This window comes from Actinophytocola sp., assembly GCF_036002505.1.
Taxonomy (GTDB): Bacteria; Actinomycetota; Actinomycetes; order Mycobacteriales; family Pseudonocardiaceae; genus DASYTH01.
Window position 1 is genome coordinate 21,840 of the sequence record NZ_DASYTH010000444.1, and the last position, 22,131, is coordinate 43,970.

At 70.0% G+C, this 22,131-nt stretch carries 2 protein-coding genes (1 of these 2 cut by a window edge); both read left to right on the forward strand.

Features of this window, described 5'->3' with window-relative positions; translation table 11 throughout:
* Window positions 1–16,084, forward strand: the 3' portion of a protein-coding gene (locus tag VGR06_RS39440) for a hypothetical protein (RefSeq protein ID WP_327564348.1). The gene continues 21,806 nt to the left of window position 1, outside the view; only the last 16,084 of its 37,890 coding nucleotides appear in the window; its start codon lies beyond the left edge, outside the window; the stop codon is at window positions 16,082–16,084.
* A 97-nt stretch (window positions 16,085–16,181) separates the two neighbouring features.
* Window positions 16,182–21,992 (forward strand): hypothetical protein, encoded by a 5,811-nt coding sequence (locus tag VGR06_RS39445; protein WP_327564349.1) that lies wholly within the window; start codon window positions 16,182–16,184, stop codon window positions 21,990–21,992.
* Window positions 21,993–22,131 lie beyond the last annotated feature (139 nt).

Genomic DNA, 22,131 nt, shown 5'->3' on the forward strand with positions numbered 1-22,131 from the left:
CCCGTTGAGCCTGGAGGATGACGAGTTCCTGGCGGGGCTCGGGTACGTCGTGACCGGTGACAGTCCCGTTCCTGGGCCGATCCGGGTCGTGGTCCGGTTCGTCCCGGACCCGGTCGTGTTGGGCGCGAAGCGGCTCGGCCAGCTCGGCGACCGCCTCGCCGAACTTGCTGCCCTGGTCGGCGCCGATGGGGCGGCGCACCTGACCTCGATGCGCGAGCAGCAGCGACAGGTGTTCGACACGATGATGAGGCTGGCCGCGCACAGCGGGACGCAGAAGGAGCGGCGCTCCACCGCCGATGACCTCGTGAACGACCTCGATGAGCTGCTCGACCAGGCGGACTGGTTGCGGGTGCCGCGCGAGGTGTTCGAGGGCCGTTTCGGTGTCTCGCCGACCGAGGCGGTCGATGAGGTCCTGGCGCTGGTCGATGAGGTGATGGTGGCGGGCCGGGCTCTGGTCGCGTCCCTGACCGGACCGGGTGTACCCATCCTTGCCAAGCTGGAGGCCGTCTATGCGGAGCTGGGCCGTTTCAACCAGCTGCTGGACCTTGCGGAGACGGCCGAGCCGATCCGGGCGCAGCGGTTCGTGGAAAGTGGCCTGGTCGGCGCGCAACTGCCCAGGAATGTCAACGAGCTGAACCGGAGGCTGGCCGAGATCGAGGCGTCGATGCCCGACCTGTTCCGGTACCTGCTCAACGAGTCTTCTGACGATGAATCTTCTGATGCCTCTGATCCTGGTAGTGCCGCCGCCAACCCTGGTAATGCCGCTAACCCTGATGATCCTTTGACGATCTGGTTGACCGGCTTCGGGGAATCCTTCACCCCGCTGCGGGACCGGATCGAGCGGGCGCCCGATGCCGTGGAGCGGGCGCTGACCGATGTCCGACTGGCCAGGCCGGTGTCGGTGCCGGTGTCGCCGGCCCAGTTTCGGCTGGTGCTCGCCGGTCTGCTGTCCGGGGGGCATGCCGTGCGGCCGGGGAACGGTTGGGTGATCACGGTCAGTGGGAGCGCCCTGCTGGACCAGGAGGACCGGGAGTGGCTTGCGGGGCTGGGGGCGGTCCTCGATGTCGCTCCTCAGGAGGGTCTGGTCAGCGGGAAGGTCCGGGTCGAGGTCCAGTTCGTCGGCGGTCTGGCCAAGCGGGCCGCGTATCGGCTCCATGAGCTCGGCGCGAGCATTGCTCACCTGCGGAGGTCGTCGCCCGACCCCGACCCGGCCGTGGCGCAGGCACTGGCCGAGTTGGCCGGGCGGCAGCAGGCGGTGTTCATCGCGACGATGCGGCTTGCCGCCGTGCTGGCCGCGCACGACCACAAGCCGGACACACGGTGGGCCAGGACCCGGGTGCTTGCGGCGGCCGGCGAACTGGAACACCGGCTGAGTGAGCTTGGCGTCCCCGATCCGGGGTCGGTTCGGGTGCTGGAGTTGATCGCCGGCGTGCGGACGCTGGGAGAGGCGTTCGTCGCTTCGGCGCGGTCCTCGGCGTCCCACCCGGTGGCGGTCTGGGAGCCGCAGGCCGGGGAGGACTTCAGCCGTGATCCGGAGCCCTGGAACGCGCAGTCGGACGCCGAGTTCACCCCGGAGCTGGAGCGGGCAAAGGCCGAGTTGGCGGCCGCTGACATGGTGGCGGGGTTCGCGCAGCAGCTGGCCGATGCTGCCCGCGCCGATGACGTCCCGGGGTTGATGGCGGCCAGCGCGGTGGTCGACATCGTGCTGGCCGCGCTGGATGCGGTCCATCGGCGGTCGCTAGGCGGGTTGACCCCCCTGGTCGGCAAGAACACGCTCGACCAACTGCGGCTGGCGCTTCACCTGGACCAGGTCGCGGGCTCGCGGCAGGCGATGGCGGCCAGCAGCACGGCGCTGGCGCGAAAGCTCTCGGAGTCATCCGGGTCGGACCCGTCGGCGCACGGGACGATTGATGGTGCCCAGGCCGAGTTGGCGGCGGTCGAGCAGATCGTGAGCGTCGCGGATCAGGCCGGCGGCGTGGTGGCCGAGGCCGTGCGGACGATGCTGCCGGGCACTCTCGACATGCTTGAGCGGCAGACGCTGGATCGCCTCGAACGGCCGCTCACCGAGCTGGACCAGTCGAGAGTGGACTCCTACCGGGAGCGTGTTTCCGCGCTGCGCGGCGAGCCGGCGACGCAGTCCACCACTGTCCCGCCCCCGGTCATGGCGTTCACGCCCGAGGATCCGGTGCTGCCCGCGGCGGGGGTACGGGTCGCCCACTGGCCCGCCGCGGCGCTCGCGAGCGCGCGGGTTGAGCTGGCATGGGTCGACAGACTGCTTCGCCTCGCGCGTGACCTCGTCCAGGCGGGCGGAAATGTCGCGTTGGCGCAGCATGTGATCCTGACCAGTGGACTGACCGGTGTGCCGCCGGACGTCGCCACCCTGGTGAAGACGCTGGAGGAGACCGAAAAGCGGGCGGTCGCGGCGCTGCGTCCCATCGCCGAAGCGGAGGACCCGCTGCTGGTGCCGCTCTACCAAAACTACGTCGCCGGGCTGCTCACCGAGATCCGCCAGGCGGGTACGGCACTGCCCTACACGCTCACCGCGCTGAACACGCCGAGATCAGCGGTCGTTCCGGCCACTCACGTCGGGGCGGCGCTCGCCAGTCTGGTTCCGGCGGTACGGCGGACCCCGTTGTTGCGCCAGGGCGGTCTCGTGTTCCGCTACGCCGGCCCGATACCGCACATCTACCTGCCACATCTCGCCAAGGCAGGGGTCGCCGTCGAGGTTCCCTGGCCCGGCCTGCCCCCCGGGCACGTCGGGATCGAGGTTCGGTTCGTCCCGGACCTGGCCCAGGCCCTGGCCGCGAAACTCGACGAGCTCGGCCACGCCCTCCGCCAGCTCTACCACGCGTCGCCGGGTGATCAGACCGTCATGCAGCTGGGAATCCCGTACCAGACGACGAGCCACGCGGCGAGGTATCTGGCCCACGGCCTCGACTCGTACGCGTGGAAGCTGAACTCGGCACTGGTGCAGGAGTGGTTGGCACAGCCCGCCGTGAACCTGGTGAACGCGCTCAGTGGACTCGAAACCGAGGCGGGACGTCTGACCGTCGGCAACCCACAGGCCGATCACGTTCGAGCCCTCGTTCACGAGGTCTCCTGGTTGGGCCAGGCCCACCACGGTTCCCTGTTCCGGCCGGAACCCACCACGAGTGAGCACGCCAATGGCGTGCTGCGGGGGATCATCAACGAAGCGTTTCGCACGAAGGACGCCCTGGCGGCCACCGTCGCCGGGTCGGCGTCGGATCAGTCGCCGTTGGTGGACGAGCTCGCCAAGGCGACAGCGCCCCTCCAGCAGATCGGCACCCTCTATGGGCAACTGTCCGGGATGGCGTCGACGGAAAACGCGACCGCCAAGAACCTCATCAAGCAGATGGCTGCTGAGGCCGAGACGTTGGTCGCGGTGCTCGACACGGTTCGGAGTGAGGTAGAGCAGCGGCACTACCTGACGCGCATGGCCCAGTGGGGCGGTGAGGCACCGGACGCCTGGATCGGCTTCGCTCCGGTTCACGTCGACGCGCTCCTCAAGGTGGCGTCCGCGGTGAAGGCGCTGTGGCAGGCGTGGGACATGCCGCTCACCCGCCGCGACGACCACGAGCCATCGATACGGCCGCCGCTGTGGCAGCTGCCGGAGCGGCCGCACCAGGTGGACCTGGCGGCGGTGGAGCTGTCGGAGGACCTGCCACTGCCCGGCAATGATCAGCTCGCCGCGGCGCTGGGCGCGCTCGACACCGCGGTCCTGGGCGTCGAGTCCCTCGGTTCCGACCGGCTAAGCGGTGCCCACCGGGCGGTGGAGCTGATCGCGTTCCGCACCGCGAGGGTGCGGGAGCGGTTGCGGGACCCGGATTCGTCGCCGAACGACGCGCTGATCTCCGGGCTCGCCGAGCTGACGACCGAGGTCGGCGTGCTCGCCGGGTTCGTCGAGCGGAACCGAACGTCGCTCGACGACGAGGCCCACGAAGCGCTGGCCGGTGTCGTGTCGGCCGGGAAGGCCGTGGTCGAGGCGGGACAGACCTACGCCCTGGGGTCGTTGCTCGACATCGGGGTGCAGCGGTTCGACCGGGTGCTGCGCCGCGAGCACGCGAGCTCGCCCGAGTTCGTCGAGTTCCTGGAGTGGTGGCGGGGGCAACCGCTGAAGGACGTGCGGAACCTGGTTTCGGCGCTGGCCCCGACTGCCGGCGATATCGACGTGGTCGCCCAGCTCGCCCAGTTCCTCCGCACCGCCAGACAGGACGAATACGACTTCCTCAAGGCCAGGCCCGATGCGATGGACGAGGCTTTCCTTGCCTGGCAGGAGGTCGGCTGGTCGCTCAAAGCGAAGGTCGGTCTGCTGCGCTATCGGGCCGACCAGGCGGGGCTGTCCGGTGCGGCGCGGCGGGCGGTCGACGAGTTGATCGCGGACATCGCGCGTGTTCAGCGGCAGGTTCGTTTTGTCGCCGCTGGCATGGCCGCGAGCGCGACATTCGTCCGGGGTCTGCTGGGTGTGGTTGATCGGGTGGGGGTTGTTTCGGGGGACAGTGTTGATTCGCTGGTGGCCAGGGCGGCGGATTTGGAGGAGCCGCTGACGATTGACGATCGGTGGTCGCCGGTGGCGGAGATGCTGGCAGGTGATCTCAGCGAGAGCGTGCTGGATGAGCTGCTCGGCCTGGTGAACCGGGAAGGCCCCGGACCCAAGATCAAGGTCGTCAACCACAACGGTGGTTACGGCGTCTATCTGGGGGTGACGCCGGAGCAGGAGGCCGTCTTCGACGCGTTGGTCGCGCGGAAGGGAAGGCCGGCGAACTCGGTGTTGGTGGTGGTGCCGGGTGCGGATGGGTTGCTGCGGTCGAGCACGGTGCGCCAGATCCGGCAGTTCCTCCAGGAGTTGCCGAACTTTCCCGTGGATGCCGAGATCGACCTGGTCACCTGTGCATCGGACAACGTGGAACCGGACGGCATCCTGATCCAGCATGCCGCCCAGTCGTGGCGGGTCCCGGTGACCGGGTCCACCGTGGCGCTGTACCTGGTGCCGTTGCAGGAGCCCGGCACGGATTCGGACTCGGTGAGCTGGATTCCGCATTCCGTTGAGTTGCGGTTCACTCCGGACGGCAAGCTCAAGCCGGAATCGGTGCCGCCGATGGGCGGATCGGTGGTTCGGCGGGCGGAGCCGGACCTGAGCATGCGGACCGTTGAGCGGTGGTCGGCCGTCGGCCCCCAGTTGGCCGAGGTACTGACCGCGATCACCGAACCGCTCACCGCCGTCCACATGGGCGACCCGCCGCAGGGGACCGGTTCGACGTCCACGCTGCCGGAACCGGACCCCGCGCCGGCCGAGGGCGAGGCGCCGCCGTCGGACGTGGGCCAGCAACTGACCGAGGCGATGGCGGATCTTCGTCGACTCGGTGAGCAGGTCGCCAAGTTACCGGACGACCTGACCATCCGCGTCAGGGAGCTCCTGGGGGCGCCCAAGGGGGATACGACACCAGGAAACGACGTCGAGTCCCTCGCGGCGGAGTGGCGCCAGGCGGAGGCCACGATTGCCGAAGCGCAGACGAACGTCGACTGGCTGTTGAGCTACCTGAGCGCGTTGTCGGATGCCGGCGAGCTTGCGCCCGATGTGGTGGAGGTCCGGGACGAGCTCACCGGGATCCTCACTCTGGTCCTCGGGGTGGAGAGAGACCTCGGCACCGGGTTCACCGGCGGCATCAGCGGGGCCTATGCGTTGCTCCGGCTGTTCGGGCTGGCCGCGAAACACGCCGCACAGGGCGGCAACGCCGAGGGCGCGGAGGCGCTCTCGGCGGCCGACGCCGATGCTCTGGCGCGGAACGGCCTGATCCGCGACGCCAACGGGTTGCTGGAGCTGCTGAACCGGTTCGAGCAGCGCGTGCTCGAACTCTGGACGGGGGTCGCGGAGGAGAACGGGCTCTGGTTGTCCCGTTTCCAGGAAGCCGTTGACGCCGTGCGGACGGGGCTCCAGGCCGCCAGGCCCACGGAACTCGGTGCGCACCCGGACGAACTCGGCTCGGACCCCAAGCCGAACCTGGTCAAGGACGTGCGCGAATGGATCGAGCAGCTCTCCGTTCCCGAGCAGCTCAGCAGCGAGCTGGGCGAACAAATGAAGGACCTGGCGGGCCTCGATGCGCCCCAACTGAAGCTGATCGAGTCAAGCCTGCAGGCGATCAGCGACGAGCTCGGGACTTTCCAGAATGTCCTGAAAGACGTTCAGCAGCAATTGAGAACGGCGCTGGGGGACGGTACGCAACTGGCGGACGAGGCGACGCTGTTGCACGAGCAGCTGTCCCCGGCGGGCTTCCTGTTGCGGAACCTGGGACTGGTCCGGGTTATGGTCCTGGCGCAGTTGAGCTCGGCGGACACCTCACCGGAATCGCGCAAGGTGGGGTTGCTGCTCGACACCCTCGGGACCCTCCTCGACACCGTCACGGCGCGACTGCGGGATGTGCGGTGGGCCGGCCGGCACATCGCCACGTGGGTCACCAGCAACGTGGTGGCGGAGTCGGAGCTGGCGACGCTCCAGGAGACCGATGGGACGAAGTGGGAAGGCCAGGCCAACGCTCATCTGGCGACGCTCCGCGAGCTCCTTGGGCAGCACACCTCCTCGGACGACCTTGCGACAAGGGCTGGCCACTTGGAGGACCTGGCCACGGAGCTGAAGAATCTCGGCGAGACGGTGCGGCCGATCTGGATCGCGGTCAGGGGACACACCGCCCTGTTGCGCGTCCTCCCTCCGGAGGACCCCCGCCGCGCCCTGTTGCCGTTGCTGACCAGCGTGTCGGGGCGTCTGCGGCACGCTGCGCACGTGGCATCCGCTCATGGGTTCGTCCTGGCGGCGGCGGAGTTCGACCGCCAACTCGGTAAGGACATCGGGCTGCTGCTGGCGGCCGAGGTCAAGGCGATCAAGGCGGCGTCGCCGACGATCAACGCCAGGAACAACTCGATCGTCAACCGCATCGGCAAGAGCGCGTTCCGTGACTGGCCGGACAGCCTCCGCAAGCGGGCCGGTCAGCTCGTGGACTGGAAGGAGGAATGGAAGGCGGACGTGACGCGGAGGTGGGGCCGGCTGCTGGAGGACATCAATGTCCCGGTCCCGGAGTTCGACGCCGCCGTCGGTACCGTGAGCGCGATCATCGGACCGATCAGCGTCCCGCTGCCCGCCGAGAGCAAGGCGGAGTGGTCCCGGATCGTCGCTTTCACCAAGGCCGCCAGAGCACTGGCAGAAGACGGCGCCGGACACTACGTCTTCCGTGGTGTCCAGCCGACGGTGTCGTTGCTGGCGCTGCTGCGCAAGCAACGTGCCACCGTGTCGTTCGCCCCGAAGCTGGCTACGGTCAGCAGCGTCGAGTTCTACCCGCAGGGGCTGCCGGCGACCACCCACATCGCGCAGGTGACCAGCGACGACCTGCTCGGACTCGGACTCGGAGCGGCGGAGGCGACCGTCGTCCGCCAGCGGCTCTACGCCCTGAATAAGGCCCTCACGACCCTTCAGGACGCGCTGGCCGAATATCGGTCGACCGGGCCGTCCACCGGGCACGCCGACACGGTGAACGACCTCCGGGACCGGGCGACGGCCACGCTCCTCCGGGTGTGGTACCTCGCGGATGAGCTGCGTTCGGGCGACGGTCCCCTGACCGGCGATGACCGCGACAATGCGATCGCGGCGGTCGAGGCGATGATGAACGACGCGCACGTGCTCCTGGCCCTTGTGGACCGCGAGACCGTGGACTCGCGATTCGATGAGGGGTTGCCCAGCCCCGCCGAGCTGGCCGACATCGCCGCGTCCACACGCGCCACCGTGTACGAGTCCAGAACGCGGGCAGTCCTGCTCTCCTTCCTGCCCGATACTGAGCAGGAACCGGCCTGGTTCCACCAGAAGGCGACGGGTATCAATTGGAGGCCGCCCGTGAAACGCGGGGCTCTGGTGGAAGTCAGGCGCGCCGCCGACGGCACGCTGGGCGTTAGTGGCATCACCGGTGCGACATATCCGCTCGACGGGGCGAACCTCGCCTGGATGGTGGACGACAAGCTGCAAGAGCTGGGCGTCCGGGTCGAGCGCGTGACCCTGATTGTCCACGGCGAGCCGTCGAGCGACGTCGACCAGCAGCTCGCCGAGTTCGCCAAGGTTCTGACCGTTCCCGTCACAGTTCTGGCCCCTCCCGTCCCGGTGCCGGCGGAGGAATCCCAGCGGCACTTTTCCGCGCAGCTGAAGACCGCTAGGAAAGCACAGAGGTCGACGCTGGTCGATATGCCCTTCAAGGCGCTTGGCGCATACCTCGTGAATGGCGGTTTCGTGCCGGCCGGCAGCACAGGGAAAGCGCAGATACTGCGGTTCGATGCGAAAGAGGTGGCGACGAGTACCACGTTCCAGCCGCAGGTGCTGGCATCGCTCGCCAAGACGTTCACCGATCTCGGAGCCAGGATCGACAATGCCCTGGCCGCGCGGCCGCCGGAAGCCGGACTGAAAGCCACGGTGGCACACCGGGCGAGGCTGCTGACGGATACCGCCATCCGCTTGGCGGCACTCGCGGGGTATTCCGGCAAGTTCGATCTGGCGCGCGCCGAGCTCATGGCCCGGAACCCGAGGGGCGATGACGGGGAGTACTTCCTGGACACCGACGAAGTCGACCTGCTCGATGTCGCTTGGACAGCGCTTGACGAATTGGACCAGGCGGCAAGAAAGGAGAGGTTCGCTGGCCGGCTGGCGCGCGTTTACGACGAGGATCTGTCGAGTGTGGTCGAGCTCCTGGGGTTGGCCAGGGGTCGCAACCCGGAAGATGCTGACGCCGACTTCGCCGCCAAGGTCAAGAGCGCTGTCGCGCCGAGTATTTACGAGCTTATCGAAGGGAAAGGCGGCCTTCTCCGGGTCCGCACCCACCTGCTTGAGCTGCGCGACGAGCTGCGTGGGAAATGGATGGGTTCGCCGGAGTCGCTGGCAGGGTTCGAGCGGCAGGTGAAGGAGCTCGTGGGCCGGCTCGACACCACTCCCGGGCTGGCCGGAATGCTGGCCACATTCGAGGAGCACGGCCCGCTTGCCTCGACCGCGGATCTGCCGCAGGCACTCAACGAGGTGCAGGCGACGATCGCCAGCGTGGATGCGGAGGTGAATGCCCCCGACTGGGTCGGAGGCCCCGAATCTGTCCAGAAATGGCGAGCGCTTCTGGCCGACGCCGACCGAGTGGTCAGCCGGTACCTGAATGTCACACGCGTCCCGGTGGACGCCGACTACAGACCGTTGCCGATGTCGAAACGCGTCAAGATGCTGGTGCGGGCCGAACGGCTGATCGGCACCATGGAACGCGGGCGGCGGGCCTGGCCGACCATCAGCGACGACTTCGTTCGACTCCTCGATGACACGAGGCGGACTGGATCGGTGTCGCGCGAGCTGTTCAACTCCCTCGCTGGGGTCATCAACGGCCTCGGTGAGGTTCTTGACCTGGCCGAACCGTGGATCCCGCCGATTCGCAAAACCGCGAAGGCCAACCGGGAGGGGCTGCCCCCGGGGACCAGGGTGGAGCTCTTCCGCCACAACACCCCGCTGTCCAAGGGTTTGGCCGAGTGGCTGGCCAGTGCCGCGCAGGTCGATCTCGACCTGCGGACCGTGCACTTCCCGAGCCAGGAGCACGACGCCGACGACTTCGACGACTTCACGAAGGTTCTCGAGCTGAGCCCGCAGCACCGGGGTGAAGGCCGCTGGAAGATCGTGGCGCACGGAATGTCGGGCGTGATCGAGGTGACCGCACCCAATGGCGCCGTCTTCGTGCTGAACCTGATTCAGTTCGCGCACGTGCTGGCACGGGTGCTCAAGGATCTCCCGGCTGGCCGGGTCGACCTGATCGACTGCCTCACGGAAGGGCTCGACTTCGAGACGGCTCAGCAGCTTCACCTGTTCGTGAAGGACATCCTGGGACGAGAGGTGCTCTATGCGACCAAGGCCGCCTTCACGCAGAAGCGTGACGACGAGTCCAACCCGACCGGGCTGAAGGCCGGCTACCTGGCCATCTCGTCCGAGGTGATCAAGAGTCCCGACGGGAAGCTCAAGCCGAAGTTGCCGTCGACGGGCACGTGGATGCTGGTCCACCTGGACGGCACGACCGAGGACCTGGGTTCGGACTACCTGTGGGGGCCCGATCCCGTCGCCCTGGCCGTGACGGCGTGGAAAGCCCCGGCTCCGACGGGGGTCTCCAGCGGCAGCGGCCTCAGCGGGAACAACTCCGTCCGCAGCAACGCCTCCACCCTTGTCGGCACCGTCCCCACCTCGGTCCCCGGTTCGGCGGGTCCCAGCCGTAGCGGCCCCAGCGGGGACGACTCCTTCCTCAGCAATGCCTCCACCCTTGTCGGCACCAACCGCACCTTCGCCCCCGGTTCGGCGGGTCCCAGCCGTAGCGGCCCCAGCGGGGACGACTCCGTCCCCAGCAACGCCGCGACGCTCGCCCCGTCCGGCCCCCCGCCCGCTCGGGACCCTGCTCAGGATGAGCAGAACGTGCGCAACTTCCTCAGTGTGCCGGGCGCCATCGGCGGGCCGCTGAGCGAGATCACCGGCTACGGAGGCGGCGCGGAACTGCAGGAGAAGGTCAAGCGGCTGCTGAAGGGCAGGGCCGCGAAGTGGCCGCCGAGGATCGTCGGGTGGTCCGGGGTGATCAGCAGGGCCGTGCGGCAGCACCTGGGCGGGTTGTCCGCGCGTCCTGGGCGGTTCAGCCAGTTGCACAAGCTGGTCAACGGCTCGGGCATTCGGTTCACCATTGGCCGGCACGCGAACGCGGTCGAGGTCACCGTGCACCTGGAGCGGTCCGGCTCCGTGGCGCCGGCCCCGCCGAACCCTGCCCCCGCCGACCAACCGACGTTCGACATGAACGTGAACCGCGACGTCCACACCGACGCGAACACGCAGGAGGCCACCAAGTCCTGGACCACGGGTGTCGGCGTGCAGGGCACGATGCCCAATGGCCCCGTGGGCGGCGTCACGGTGAACTACGGCGAGACCACCACCGAGTCCGTCACGACCTCGACCGTCCACCGCCGTACCGAGGAGCTGGCCTCGTCGTCGACCACGCCGTACGACGTCGGGCTGAGCCGTCTTCGGATCGAGATCCGCCGGCGTGGCCAGGCGCAGCCCGACGTGATCACCGAGGTCCTGGACCAGAGCATCACCGTGGCCCTGGACGACGCGACGCGCGATTCGGCGGCCGCCGTGGACTTCACGAAGCCTCGCCGAAGCACGGGCGTGCGGGCACCACGCCTGCCCGAAACGGCGCAGAGGTGGCTGGGTCAGGTGCCGAGCGACCTGCCCGACCGCGTCTTCAGGAAGCTCGAACGGGACAGGGCGGCCGGACTGGGCAAGGTCGGCGGCACGGCTCGCGAGCAGCTGCTGGACGCCCTCAGCGCCGGCCAGCTCGCCCAGAACATCGACGACATTCTCAAGGGTGGCTACCGCATCGGTCCGCTGGTCAGCAGCACCCGGGGCGAGCACGCGGACGGTGGCGTGGTGGCGCCGTCGGACGCGGTCGTCGGGCGGTTCGAACTCTACGGCGAGCTCGGCGAACCCATCCTCGTCAGCGAGCGGACCGGCACTTACACGGGGAGCAAGCCGCGGGCCGAGGTCGGGCGCCGTGCGGGGCGGACCACCAGCGACGTCACGGCGAAGCGACGATGGCTGAACTGGACCGGGCGGGTCGGCTGGAACTTCGGCTGGGGCCTCGGCAATGGCCTGCAGCTCACCGCCACTCCGCAGGCCACCGGTGGCCTCGACACCTCGGCCGCGACATCCCGGGGCAGATCGTTGGGCTACACGCTGGACACCCTGCTGAAGACCCGCGTGCGAACGCCGGGCGTGTACGCCGTCCCGGTCTTCCTCTCCGGCAGAACGTTCGTCAACGGGGAACCGGCGGGGGACAAGGAGGACCTCGGTGGGGAGCCGATGTGGCTGTGGGTGGCGGTGGAAGCCACCGACATCGACCAGCTCGACACCAGCGTCGAGAAGGTTGTCGCCGAGGACGGCCGCGGGCTCCCGCCGCTGGCGGGGATCCACAGCCTGGAGGTCACTCCGGACCTGGTGGACAGGTACGTGGCCGAGATCAGCAAGCTCGATCCCGACCTGCTGCCCGTCGCGGGAAAGCGGAGCCGTAGGCGTGAGGAGAACCTGGTCAGGCTCAGCAAGGCGCTGAACGAATCCTGGCAGAACGTGACGTACCGGCCGGTGCACCTGAGAAACAAGTTCTCGATGTGGGTCATGAACCAGCACACCGATGTGGTCATCGAACCGATCATCGACAACGTGCGCCGGATCGAAACGGTGGACGGCAAGGACGCCAGGATCCCAGGAGACCTGGCCAACAACGTGAACTCGTTCGAGCACATCACCTTCAGCACCGCGAAGGACACCGACGGCCGTTCGCGGGGACGCGGATTCAACGCCGGGGGCCTGTTCAGGTTCCTGGCGAGGTTCGGTGGCTTCGCCGCCACCGCCGGGTTCGACATCCGGGGGTCCCGGGCGTGGACCGCTGCAGAGCAGGTCAGCACGGGCGAGGTCAATGGCAAGCTCATCGAGTCCGCGAGGGATCGGCGAATCGGCATCGCAGACGCGACGTGGACGCTCCGGGTGGAGCCCTTCCGGCGGCCGCCGTTGGTGCTCGCGCCGTTCGTCCCGGTGTTCGAGCGGATGAGCACCCACCACGTGGAGATCGCCAAGATCAAGAACGGCGCGCGGGTGTCCTTCCTGGACAACCTGGACAACGTCTGGCCGGACGGACGGGCGCCCGAGCTGGATCCGAAAGTCACGCTGCGGATGCCGACGGCGAGCCCCCCGGACAACGTTCTCGATCTGAGCGACGTTCGCTACGGAATCGCCGGGGTGCTGCGCGCGCCCCGTGCCCTCAACGCCTGGCGGCACGCGCTGGAGGTCGCGCTCAGCGCCCGCTTGTCGAAGGCGGTACCGCCGCCACAGGTGACGCCGAACGGCAAGCTCCTGCCGCCGGAAGGCGGTCTGGACCATCTGATGGCCCCGCTGTGGCCCACGTACGGCACCGTCGGCATCGTGGGTGTCGAACCCGTCGAGGGTTCCACCGGGCCCCGCTACACCGCTTACACCGCCGAGGTTTCCGCGGTGATCGAGAACATCGGGAGTGTGCTCGCCCAGCTCAGCCCGGACGCGCTCGCCGCCCACCTCAGCCGGCCGTCCGACGGGTCCAACGGCAACGCCATCCCCCTGTTCGGTGGCGTCGACCTGAAGGTGCTGGCACCCGGGGTGAAGAACATGGTGGGCAAGGTCAAGGCGTACGCGTGGCTCACCGAGCCGAAAGTGCTGGTGCCCAACCTGAGCGGGGACCAGCTGTCGGACATGCCGTTGAACCTGGTGTCCCTCGCGGCTTCCTCGACCGACGTCAAGGCCCTGCACGTCGCCGTGCGCGCCGGGGCGGGGTCAACCAGGGCCCTTGCCTCAAAGATCGCGAGCTCCGTCTGGAGCTGGGGAAGGGGCACGGGTGACACGCTCCTCATGATGGAGGGGGCGGTCCAGCGCAACGAGGGACCGTTCAGCCTCGTGGCCGCGAAGCTCCAGTGCAGCGTCGACGGAAACCTGACTATCGGTGACGCGGATGAGAAGACCACCACGGTAGACGTCGCGGACTCGCACTGGGTCCTGCTGCTGATGCCGGAGAGCGAGGCGCGGCGGCTGACGTCCACCCGCTCCACGGCCACAACCCCGAAGGCGCACGACACGGTGGCGCCGGACCCGAAACCCACGGCGACCCCGAAGGCGCACGACACGGTGGCGCCGGACCCGAAACCCACGGCGACCCCGAAGGCGCACGACACGGTGGCGCCGGATCCGGATTCCACGGCGACCCTGAAAGCGCACGGCACGGTGGTGCCGGATTCGAATTCCACGGCGCCGCCCCCCGGGATGACCGCGCTGCTGAGCACGATGCCGGTCAACACCATCGTCCGGCCCGTCCCGGCGAGCCAGCTGCCGTCTCCGGCGAGCGAGAACCCACCCACGCCCGAGCAGGTGGCGACCAGGCTGGCCGACCAGTTCGTTTCGTCGCCCGGTGGCTCGCAGATGCACGGACTGGTCCACGACGCGGCGAAGGATCTGTTGGAGAACCTGGGCGGCCGGTTCGGCGAGGCCGTGGTCGGCGCCAAACGCACGTTCTTCGCCAAGAGCGACGCGCGGGTCCGCAACATCGGTGCGAAGGCGGTGACGGTGACCATCCGGGCGAAGCCCGACGTGACGGACGAGCGTCCGGCCCCGCCCGGAACTTCCGTCGGTCTGTACCAGATGGTCTTCACCGAGCAGAGCACATCGAAGATCTCGGCCAAGCAGCGAAGCGGAACCGCGAACCCGACCGGGAACTCGGGCGACACCATGCCCGACGCCGCCCTGTCGGGAGGTGGCACGGTCGGCACGACGCTGGAGACCATGCGCACCGACCAGAAGACGGAAGGTCACCTCCGCTGGGTCGCCAAGGAAACGACGGCCTGGCCGGACGTCGAGAGCAAGGCGCATGAACTCGACTTCACCCCCGAGTTCACCGTCGAGGTGACCGTGATCTGGCCCAGCGGCGGCCACAGCGTCCGCCTCGGCACCGAACCGGTCCGCGGAGCGCCGCTGCGCGCCACGCTGCCGAAGTGGATGGTCAACCTGCCCGACACGATCGCCGCGATGCTGCCCACCTTTGGTAGGGCGCACCGGTCCGACTCCCTCAACCCGCAGGCGTCGGATATCCACGACAAGCCGGGCGAGCATTTGTGGCGCGTTGGGGGTGCGATGCCCATCATCGAGGCGGCCCTGCCAGGGCAGGACCAGTCGGACTCTACGCACGACGGAGCGATCTTCCGGGAGTTCCGCGAGGACGGAGCGTCGGACGAGCAGATCGCGATGCTCCGCCAGTTGCGGTTCAACGTCCTGGCGGCGGCCGTGCTGACCGGCAACTGGTCGGGATTCCAGACCATGCTGAAGGATCGTGGCCTGCGCGGCGACTTCTTCGCGCCGGTCGGCCTGGAAACCCTCGGCCTGCAGGCCGCGCTGTACGGGCAGCCGCTCGCCGTCAACGCGGAGGACGCCTCCGTGGAGACCGTTGACAACATTCCGAAGGGCCAGAGCACCAGCACGAGCGAGAGCGTCAGCGGGCAGGTCGGTCCGGAGTTCAACTCCGGCGTGCCCGTCGTCGGCCCCATGCTGCCCCCGTCGTCGCTCACCGCGGGCAGGGAGCGATCCGAGCTCGACGGTGCGCAGAACTTCGCGGGCCACCGGCGCCTCCACGACGATGTGCGGGTCGTCTACGCGGTGGACGCCCGGTACTGGATTCCGGGCGATCCGACCCGGAACGCGCTGCACATCGACAAGGGCGTCATGATCTCGCTGACCTTGCGGGAGATCACCAGACGCCGCATGCTCGGCTGGCGTGAGCAGTTCGCCGCGCGGGCCAAGCACAAGGGCGCGATGCCCCCGGCACTCGACAAGGTCGCCGGCGTTCCGGCCGGCACCAGGCTCGGTGTGTACCCGAACGGGCAGGGCGAGGCGGCGTGGCTGCGGCTGGGTGTGGACGATCCGGCCGAGCCGGCGGGCGACATCGTCGCCCTGCCGTCCAACACCGACGCCAGGGTTCTGGCCGTGGGGCCCGGCGTGGCTGCCACGGACGTCCTTACGTTCGCTCGCCGGTACCCGCCCGAGAAGATCGTCATCCTCGGAGGCAGCGAGATCAAGCCGGCCGACCTGGCGGCGCTGGGTATTCGGGTGGAGGAACAGGACCCCAGCGTGGACGTCGAGCGCGGGGACGTGCGCGAGCGGAACTGGACCGCGGAGAAGATTCTGTGGCTGCGGCCGACGGGACAGCAGGGTGAGCATTTCAACCTGGACGCGGCGAAGGTCCGCAGAGGCTCCGACAAGAACGTGGGACCGGACGATCTGGTGGTATACCTCGGCCCCGGTGCCTCTCCCATACAGGCGTACCCGATCCTCGTCGATCACTGGCTCGGGCTCGGCGGCGGGGCGATCTGGATCGGGGCGGTCGACAACGACGGCAACCCCACGGGTGAGCTGGTCGACTGGTTGGATCCTGATTTTGGTGAAAAAGCTCAAAATTTGGTCAAGTAAACCCGGTTGAATTAGTTCACCTGGATGTCGCCCGCCGGATCGCTGAGGTTCGGTATGGCGAAAGGAGGTGGTGTCAATACCCCGGTTCACTTGACGCGTGAGCCTGACCATCCCCCCGAAGGTCGCCACCGCTATTTTCATCACCACGGGGCAACACTTCCCTGGCGTCGGAGAAACGGAGTTGCGCGGGGCGGCGAGGGGGTTCAAAAAAGGCGGGCAACGGCTGCGCGGGCGATTGTCCACCCTCGTGGATCTGCTCTCGGCGATCAGCGCGAAGAATCTCGACGGCGACTTCGCCGCCGCGCTGCTGCGGCAGCTGCGGGGTTGCCGGGCCGGGTTCGGCATGCTCGCCTCGTACGCCGACGGAGCCGGCGACACCATCGAGCGCATCGCGCTGGCCGTGGAGTACTTCAAGATCAACCTCATCTGCGAGTTCATCGAGTCCCTCATCGACCTGGCCCTGGTCCTGCTGTTCCCCGCGACGGCGCCACGCCTCGCGGCTCGCCAGGCGGCGCGGGTGGCCCGTCTCGGGGTGCTCCGCACGGCGTTTCTGCAGGTGCTGCGCGCGGCCCTGGCCGAGATGGGTTCCGAGACGGGGGCAGACGGGGTCGCCCAGACGATCCAGGAGCACTGGGGACACCGGACCGGGCACGACTGGTCGCTCACCGCCGACGCGGCCAAGGGCGGGTTGATCGCGGCGGGAGTCGTCCCGCTGATGGGCTTCCTCGCCGGCCCGACCCGGTCGCTGCTGGGCGACCTGCTCCGCGGTGCGGCCACCGAGCAGGTGACCGACGTGGCCGCGGCGCTCCTGCTGGACGGCGGTGACCTGTCCGGTGTCGGCCTCGGGGGAGCGCTGTCCGGAGCGGCCGAACGCGCCGGGCACCGGATCGCCCGCGGGGGCAACACGTTGCTCTTCGGCGGCGGTGGCCCACCCGTCCTCGACCCGCCGCGCGACGCGGGTGGTCCGCGCGACGCACCCAGGGGGCCGGCGGCGCCGGGCGTGCCGGTCAGCCGCGGCGCGGCGCAACCCTTCCACCCGGTCCCGGCACCCGCCACGCCGCCCGGGAACCCGGCCGGCAACCCGGCGCCGACTCCGGGCAGCGCCGGTACCGCGCGGGCGGTCCCCGCCCCGCCGTACCTGCTCGAGCCCGGTCTCATCGGAGGACCGAGCACCCCCGTCGAGGACTACACCGGTGGCGAGTCGCTGCGCAGGGAGATCCACGACGCGCTGCTCCGGCGCCACGCCGGCACCTCGGAGGAGCTCACCAGCGAGCTGAACAGGCAGCTCAGCGACGACCTGCTGCGCTCGACGGGGGCCCGGAGACTGTTCAGCGGCGGCCTGCCGGTCGTGCTCTTCCCCGGCGGGCCGCACGAGCTCGACCTCACGCTCACCGCGCCGCCACCCGGCGCCTACACGCCCGTCGCGGCGCCGGAGGAAACCGGCTCGTCCGACCACCGGCTGCAGACCGCGCACACCAGACAGCACGGCACGGTGGACGAGGGCCGGCACGGGTTCGTGACCGGAGCCGGATACGGCGGCACGGGTGGATCCGCACCCGTCGACGTCAAGGTGGCCACCACCGGTTCGGTGAGCGTGACCGCGTCGAAGATCACGACCACCACCAGCACGGTGTCCAGCGGCGTGCGGAATCGTCAGGAGGTCACCAGACCGCGCCTCGGTCCCGGCCCCACCAACGCCGAGCTCCTGCGCGGATCCACCGAGATCTCCGTGACCCTGCGCCGCCGGGGCGCACCCCCCAGGCGGATCGCTCGCCTCGGCAACCAGCAGATCACCTTGCGCACCACCAGATCCGTGCTCACCTACCGGCCGGTGGCCGCGGCGCAGCACCGCGCCGAGCGGCTGCCGGGCGACCTCGTCCTGGAGGGGGTGTCCCTGCCGGCGACCTTGCGCGAGGACGTCGAGCGCCTCCTGCCGCCCGGCATCACCAAGCCCGGCGGAGCGGCGTCGACCAGGCTCATGCGGGTGCTGACCCCGGACGCCTTCGCCGACAGCTACCGGCTGATCGTCTCCGACGGCCTGGAAGTGGACGATCTCGAGACCAGGACCGGAGAGCACGGACCCGGTTCGGGACTCGACCGGGTACCGAGGATCAGCGGAAAGGTCGTCCTGCGCGGCACCCTCGGCCCGCCGGTGCTCATGACCGACGGCGCCGACCCGATCAGGAACGCACCCGGCAACGCCGAGACGTTCAGCCGGACCTGGGGCACCAACTCCGTCAGCACGAGCACCGCGAAGACCCTCAGCGCCAACTCGACGATCGGTCCGACCGTCTCGGTCAGCTTCCTGGACGACTCCGCCCCCGCCGTGCTCGCCACCGCCGGGCTCCAACTCGGCGCGCAGGTCCAGCGCGCCGAGCGCCGCGGGAAGCTGGCCGGCCACGCCCTGGACGTGAAGAGCAAGACGACGGCCGACCGCCGGCTCTACCGCATTCCGGTGACGCTCTGCCTGGAGACCGATTTCAGCAACGGCCCGGTCACCGGCCCGACCCGGGTCGGGGACCGGCCCGCCTACGTCTACGCCTGGGTGACCGACGACGAGGCCGCCGCGCTCGGCTATCCCGGCGCCAGGGCGTCCGCGCCGCCCAAGACCACGGTGGCGCCCCCGCGCCTGGTCGGTGACTGGATGCCGATGCCGAACGCCCACGTCCCGGAGTTCGACACCGGCGGCGGCAAGCTGCGGGACCTGATCCAGGCGGCCGTGCGCGGGGTGGACGAGACGCTGCTGCCGGTCCCCGGTACGCGGGCCAGCCAGGTGCAGCGGGAGAACAACCGCGCGGTCCTGGCCGCCGTCGACACCGCGCGCACGTCCTGGCGGACCCTGAAAAGCCGGCGGGGCCTGCCGATCGTCCTCAAGGACCGCAAGGGCCGACCGACCGTGGTGACCGTCCGGGCGGCCGTCGAGAAGCTCAAGCGCGGCCCGGCCACCGATCCGGCGGCCACCACGAAGGTCGAGACGGTCAAACAGGGTGCCGAGGCGACGACCGAGGGCCGCGACGCCCGGCAGGGCGTCCGGGTCGGTGCCGGCGTCGCGGCGGGCACGCATCTCCGGACGTCGGCGTTCAGGTCGCTGCTGCTGCGGCTCGGGTTCATGGGTTCGTGGTGGCGCGCCCGAGCCACGGTCGGCACGGCCGGCGTCGCCAAGACGACCCTCACCGAGGTGTCGGGCCGCCGGCGGCACTGGACGGGCGACCTGCTGTTCACCGTCACCGTCGAGTCGTCCTCGGGTGTGATCAGGAAGGCGCCGGCGCTGCGGGTGAGCCGGGGGTTCCGGGCGACGCTGCCCGACCTGCGGTGGAAGGGCACGACGGCACTGTGGACGGTGGATCGGACACCCCGGATCCACCGCGGACCACCGAAAGGGCCGCCGCACGCCCCGGTGGAGCTGGACGGGCCGTTCGACGTCCTGGACCTCGACGCGCCCCGGGACGAGCTGATGGCGGCCGCGCGGACCGCGCTCGCCGGCCACCCCGAGCTCGCGGACCCGAGCACCTCCGGAGCCGCGGTGCTGGAGCAGGTCACCGGGCAGGAGTCACTGATCAGCCTGCTGCCCATGATGCTCAGGCCGAAGGGGCACGTGGTCGGTCTGACCTCCGCCGGATGGTTCCGCCGCTCCAAGGCCGCGGTGCGGATCACCGCGACGCCGTACCACGCGCGGCCCTACGCCAGCCTCACCTCCGAGGGGGAGGCCACGGCCTCGGCCACCATGTGGGCGCTCGACCAGGTGTCGGCGACCCTGACCACGTCCGCGGAGACGCAGTGGGGGGCCGAAGGCGGGTTCACCCTGACCACGACGACCGCACCGGCCGCCGGCAGCGCACAGCCCGCGTTCGGGCACGCGGGCCGGCAACGGTTCGAGATCACCGGCACCGCGACCAGCCTCGCGGGCGGCGTCGCGCGCGGCGAGGTCCACAGTGGACCGGCGGCCGCGGTCCTCACCGGCATGCGGTTCACCATCACGACGACGGCGAAGCGGAAGTGGTTCGGCGTCCCGACCCGGACCGCGCAGGACACTGTCGTGGTGGACGCCGACGCCAGCGCGCTGTTCGCGCTCCCGCCCGCCGCCGCGGCCCGGCTGTCCGGCCAGCCGGGCCCGCCCGCCGCCGCGCCGGTGGCGCTCGAGCCCCCGGCCACGCTGCACGCGATGCCGCTCGTGTCCACCCCGCGCTTCCTCTCGCCGATCCACACCGATCCCGCCGAGCTGGCCCGGTTCAGCGACCTGCTCGCGCATTCGGTCCAGCCACCCGCCGGCCGGGGATGGACGGACGCGGAGATCCGACGGTTCGTGCGGGACACCGCGCACCGGTACCTGCCGGCCGGTGCGCTCAAGCCGGTCGTGGACGGTCTCGGCAACGGGCTGTCCAGCAGCTACCGGACCGCCGGTGGCGCCACCGTGGTCGTCACGCTGCACGCCGAGACGGCACCGCACCACCGCGGCACCCACCTCCCGGCCACCCGGTCGGCGTCGCTGCTCGTGACGTCGTCGACCATGAAGGCCAGTACCTCCGCGGTGCGGCTGCGCCGCTGGTTCGGGCTCGGCGCCGGATACGGGACCGCCGTGCCGGGCACCCGCACGACGGGTGGGCAGGGCGGCGTGACCGGCGGATGGTGGCGCACCCGGGTGCAGGCGACGTCGGCCGGGGCCGGTTCGTCGGCGCATGTCAAGACGGTCGGCAAGCTGGTCGACGTCCCGGTCGACAACCGCTACCGGGTCACCGTCGAGATCTCCCACGGAGCCGTGCACCACCAGGTCACCGGCACCCGGATCCTGGTGCGGGACGACCTGGCGCACGGCGTGCCGGTCACCTCGATCAACCCGCCGCCCGCGCTCGCCCACCGGCTGCGCGGGCTGGGACGGGCCTGGATCGAACGGCTGCCCAACCGGCCGCCACCGGTGGCGCGGGTGCCGGGCCCCGGCCTGTGGACGCTGCCCGCCGGCACGCCGCACTCCGTGGAAGGGGCGCTCACCGGGCGCGACGGGGCCGACGACGCGCCCGGTGCGTTCTACCGGGCCCTGCGGGCCGCCGGCGCGACCGAGACGGTCGTCGAGGAGCTGCGCCGCTTCCCGTATGTTGCCCTCATGAGCGCCGCGACCAGACCCGGCGGCGTGCGGACCGGCACGCTGATCGCGGACCGCCGCGGCGTCGTCCGGCCGGTCATGCTGGGCGGGTTCGCCATCACGGCGGCCTACCGCGGCAACGTGACCGCGCTGGACGGCAGCGATCAGACGCAGCTGGACTGCGTCCTCGACCACACGCGGGACCACAGCCGCGCGCAGGGCTCCGGTTCGGACGCCGAGGTGACCGCCGTCCCGGCCCTGACGGTGGGCAGCGCCGGAGGGAACCCGCTGGACCACCCGCAGCAGTCCGTGCTGCCGGGCGACTTCGGGGGACCCGAGGGGTTCGGCTCCGCGCCCGGTGACGGCGGCGGCGGCGCGCAGGCCCACAAGGTGTCGAACAAGGGCCGTTCGGTCCGCTACCTGCCCGACCAGCTGGTGATCCACATCGTGCCCAAGCGGCACCAGCGGACGCTGGGGGAGAAGCCGGTCCGCGGGACCCCGACGCGGGTGACCGTCGCCGGCGGGGCCGTGTTCCGCCTGTACGAGAAGGACGCGGTGCGGCTGGGTCTGTGGGGGTGGCGGGAACGGCTCGGCATGCCGGGCGCGTTGCGCGACGTGCCGAACGTGCCGGCCGGCACGCAGCTCGAGATCGATCGGCACGGGCGGTTGGTGCTCGCGCCGTACGACCCCACCCGGCCCGTCCGGGACGACGTCACGCTCCTGCCGTCCCGAACCGCCGCCGCCGTCCTGGTGGTGCGTGCTGGCGTGACAAATAGTCAGCTGGGCAAATTTCTCGAGACTTATCCGGCGGAATCTGTGACGTTCGCATAAATACTTCGTGAATAAGCCGGTGTCGGATTGTCCTCGGCCTGGTCACGATAACAAAGCGGGTGCGGGTTCACCGTGTAGGGCGGCTCTTGATGAAGATGTGACGTTCGTGCGGCCGCGAAGTGGCGGACCTCACTGGGCC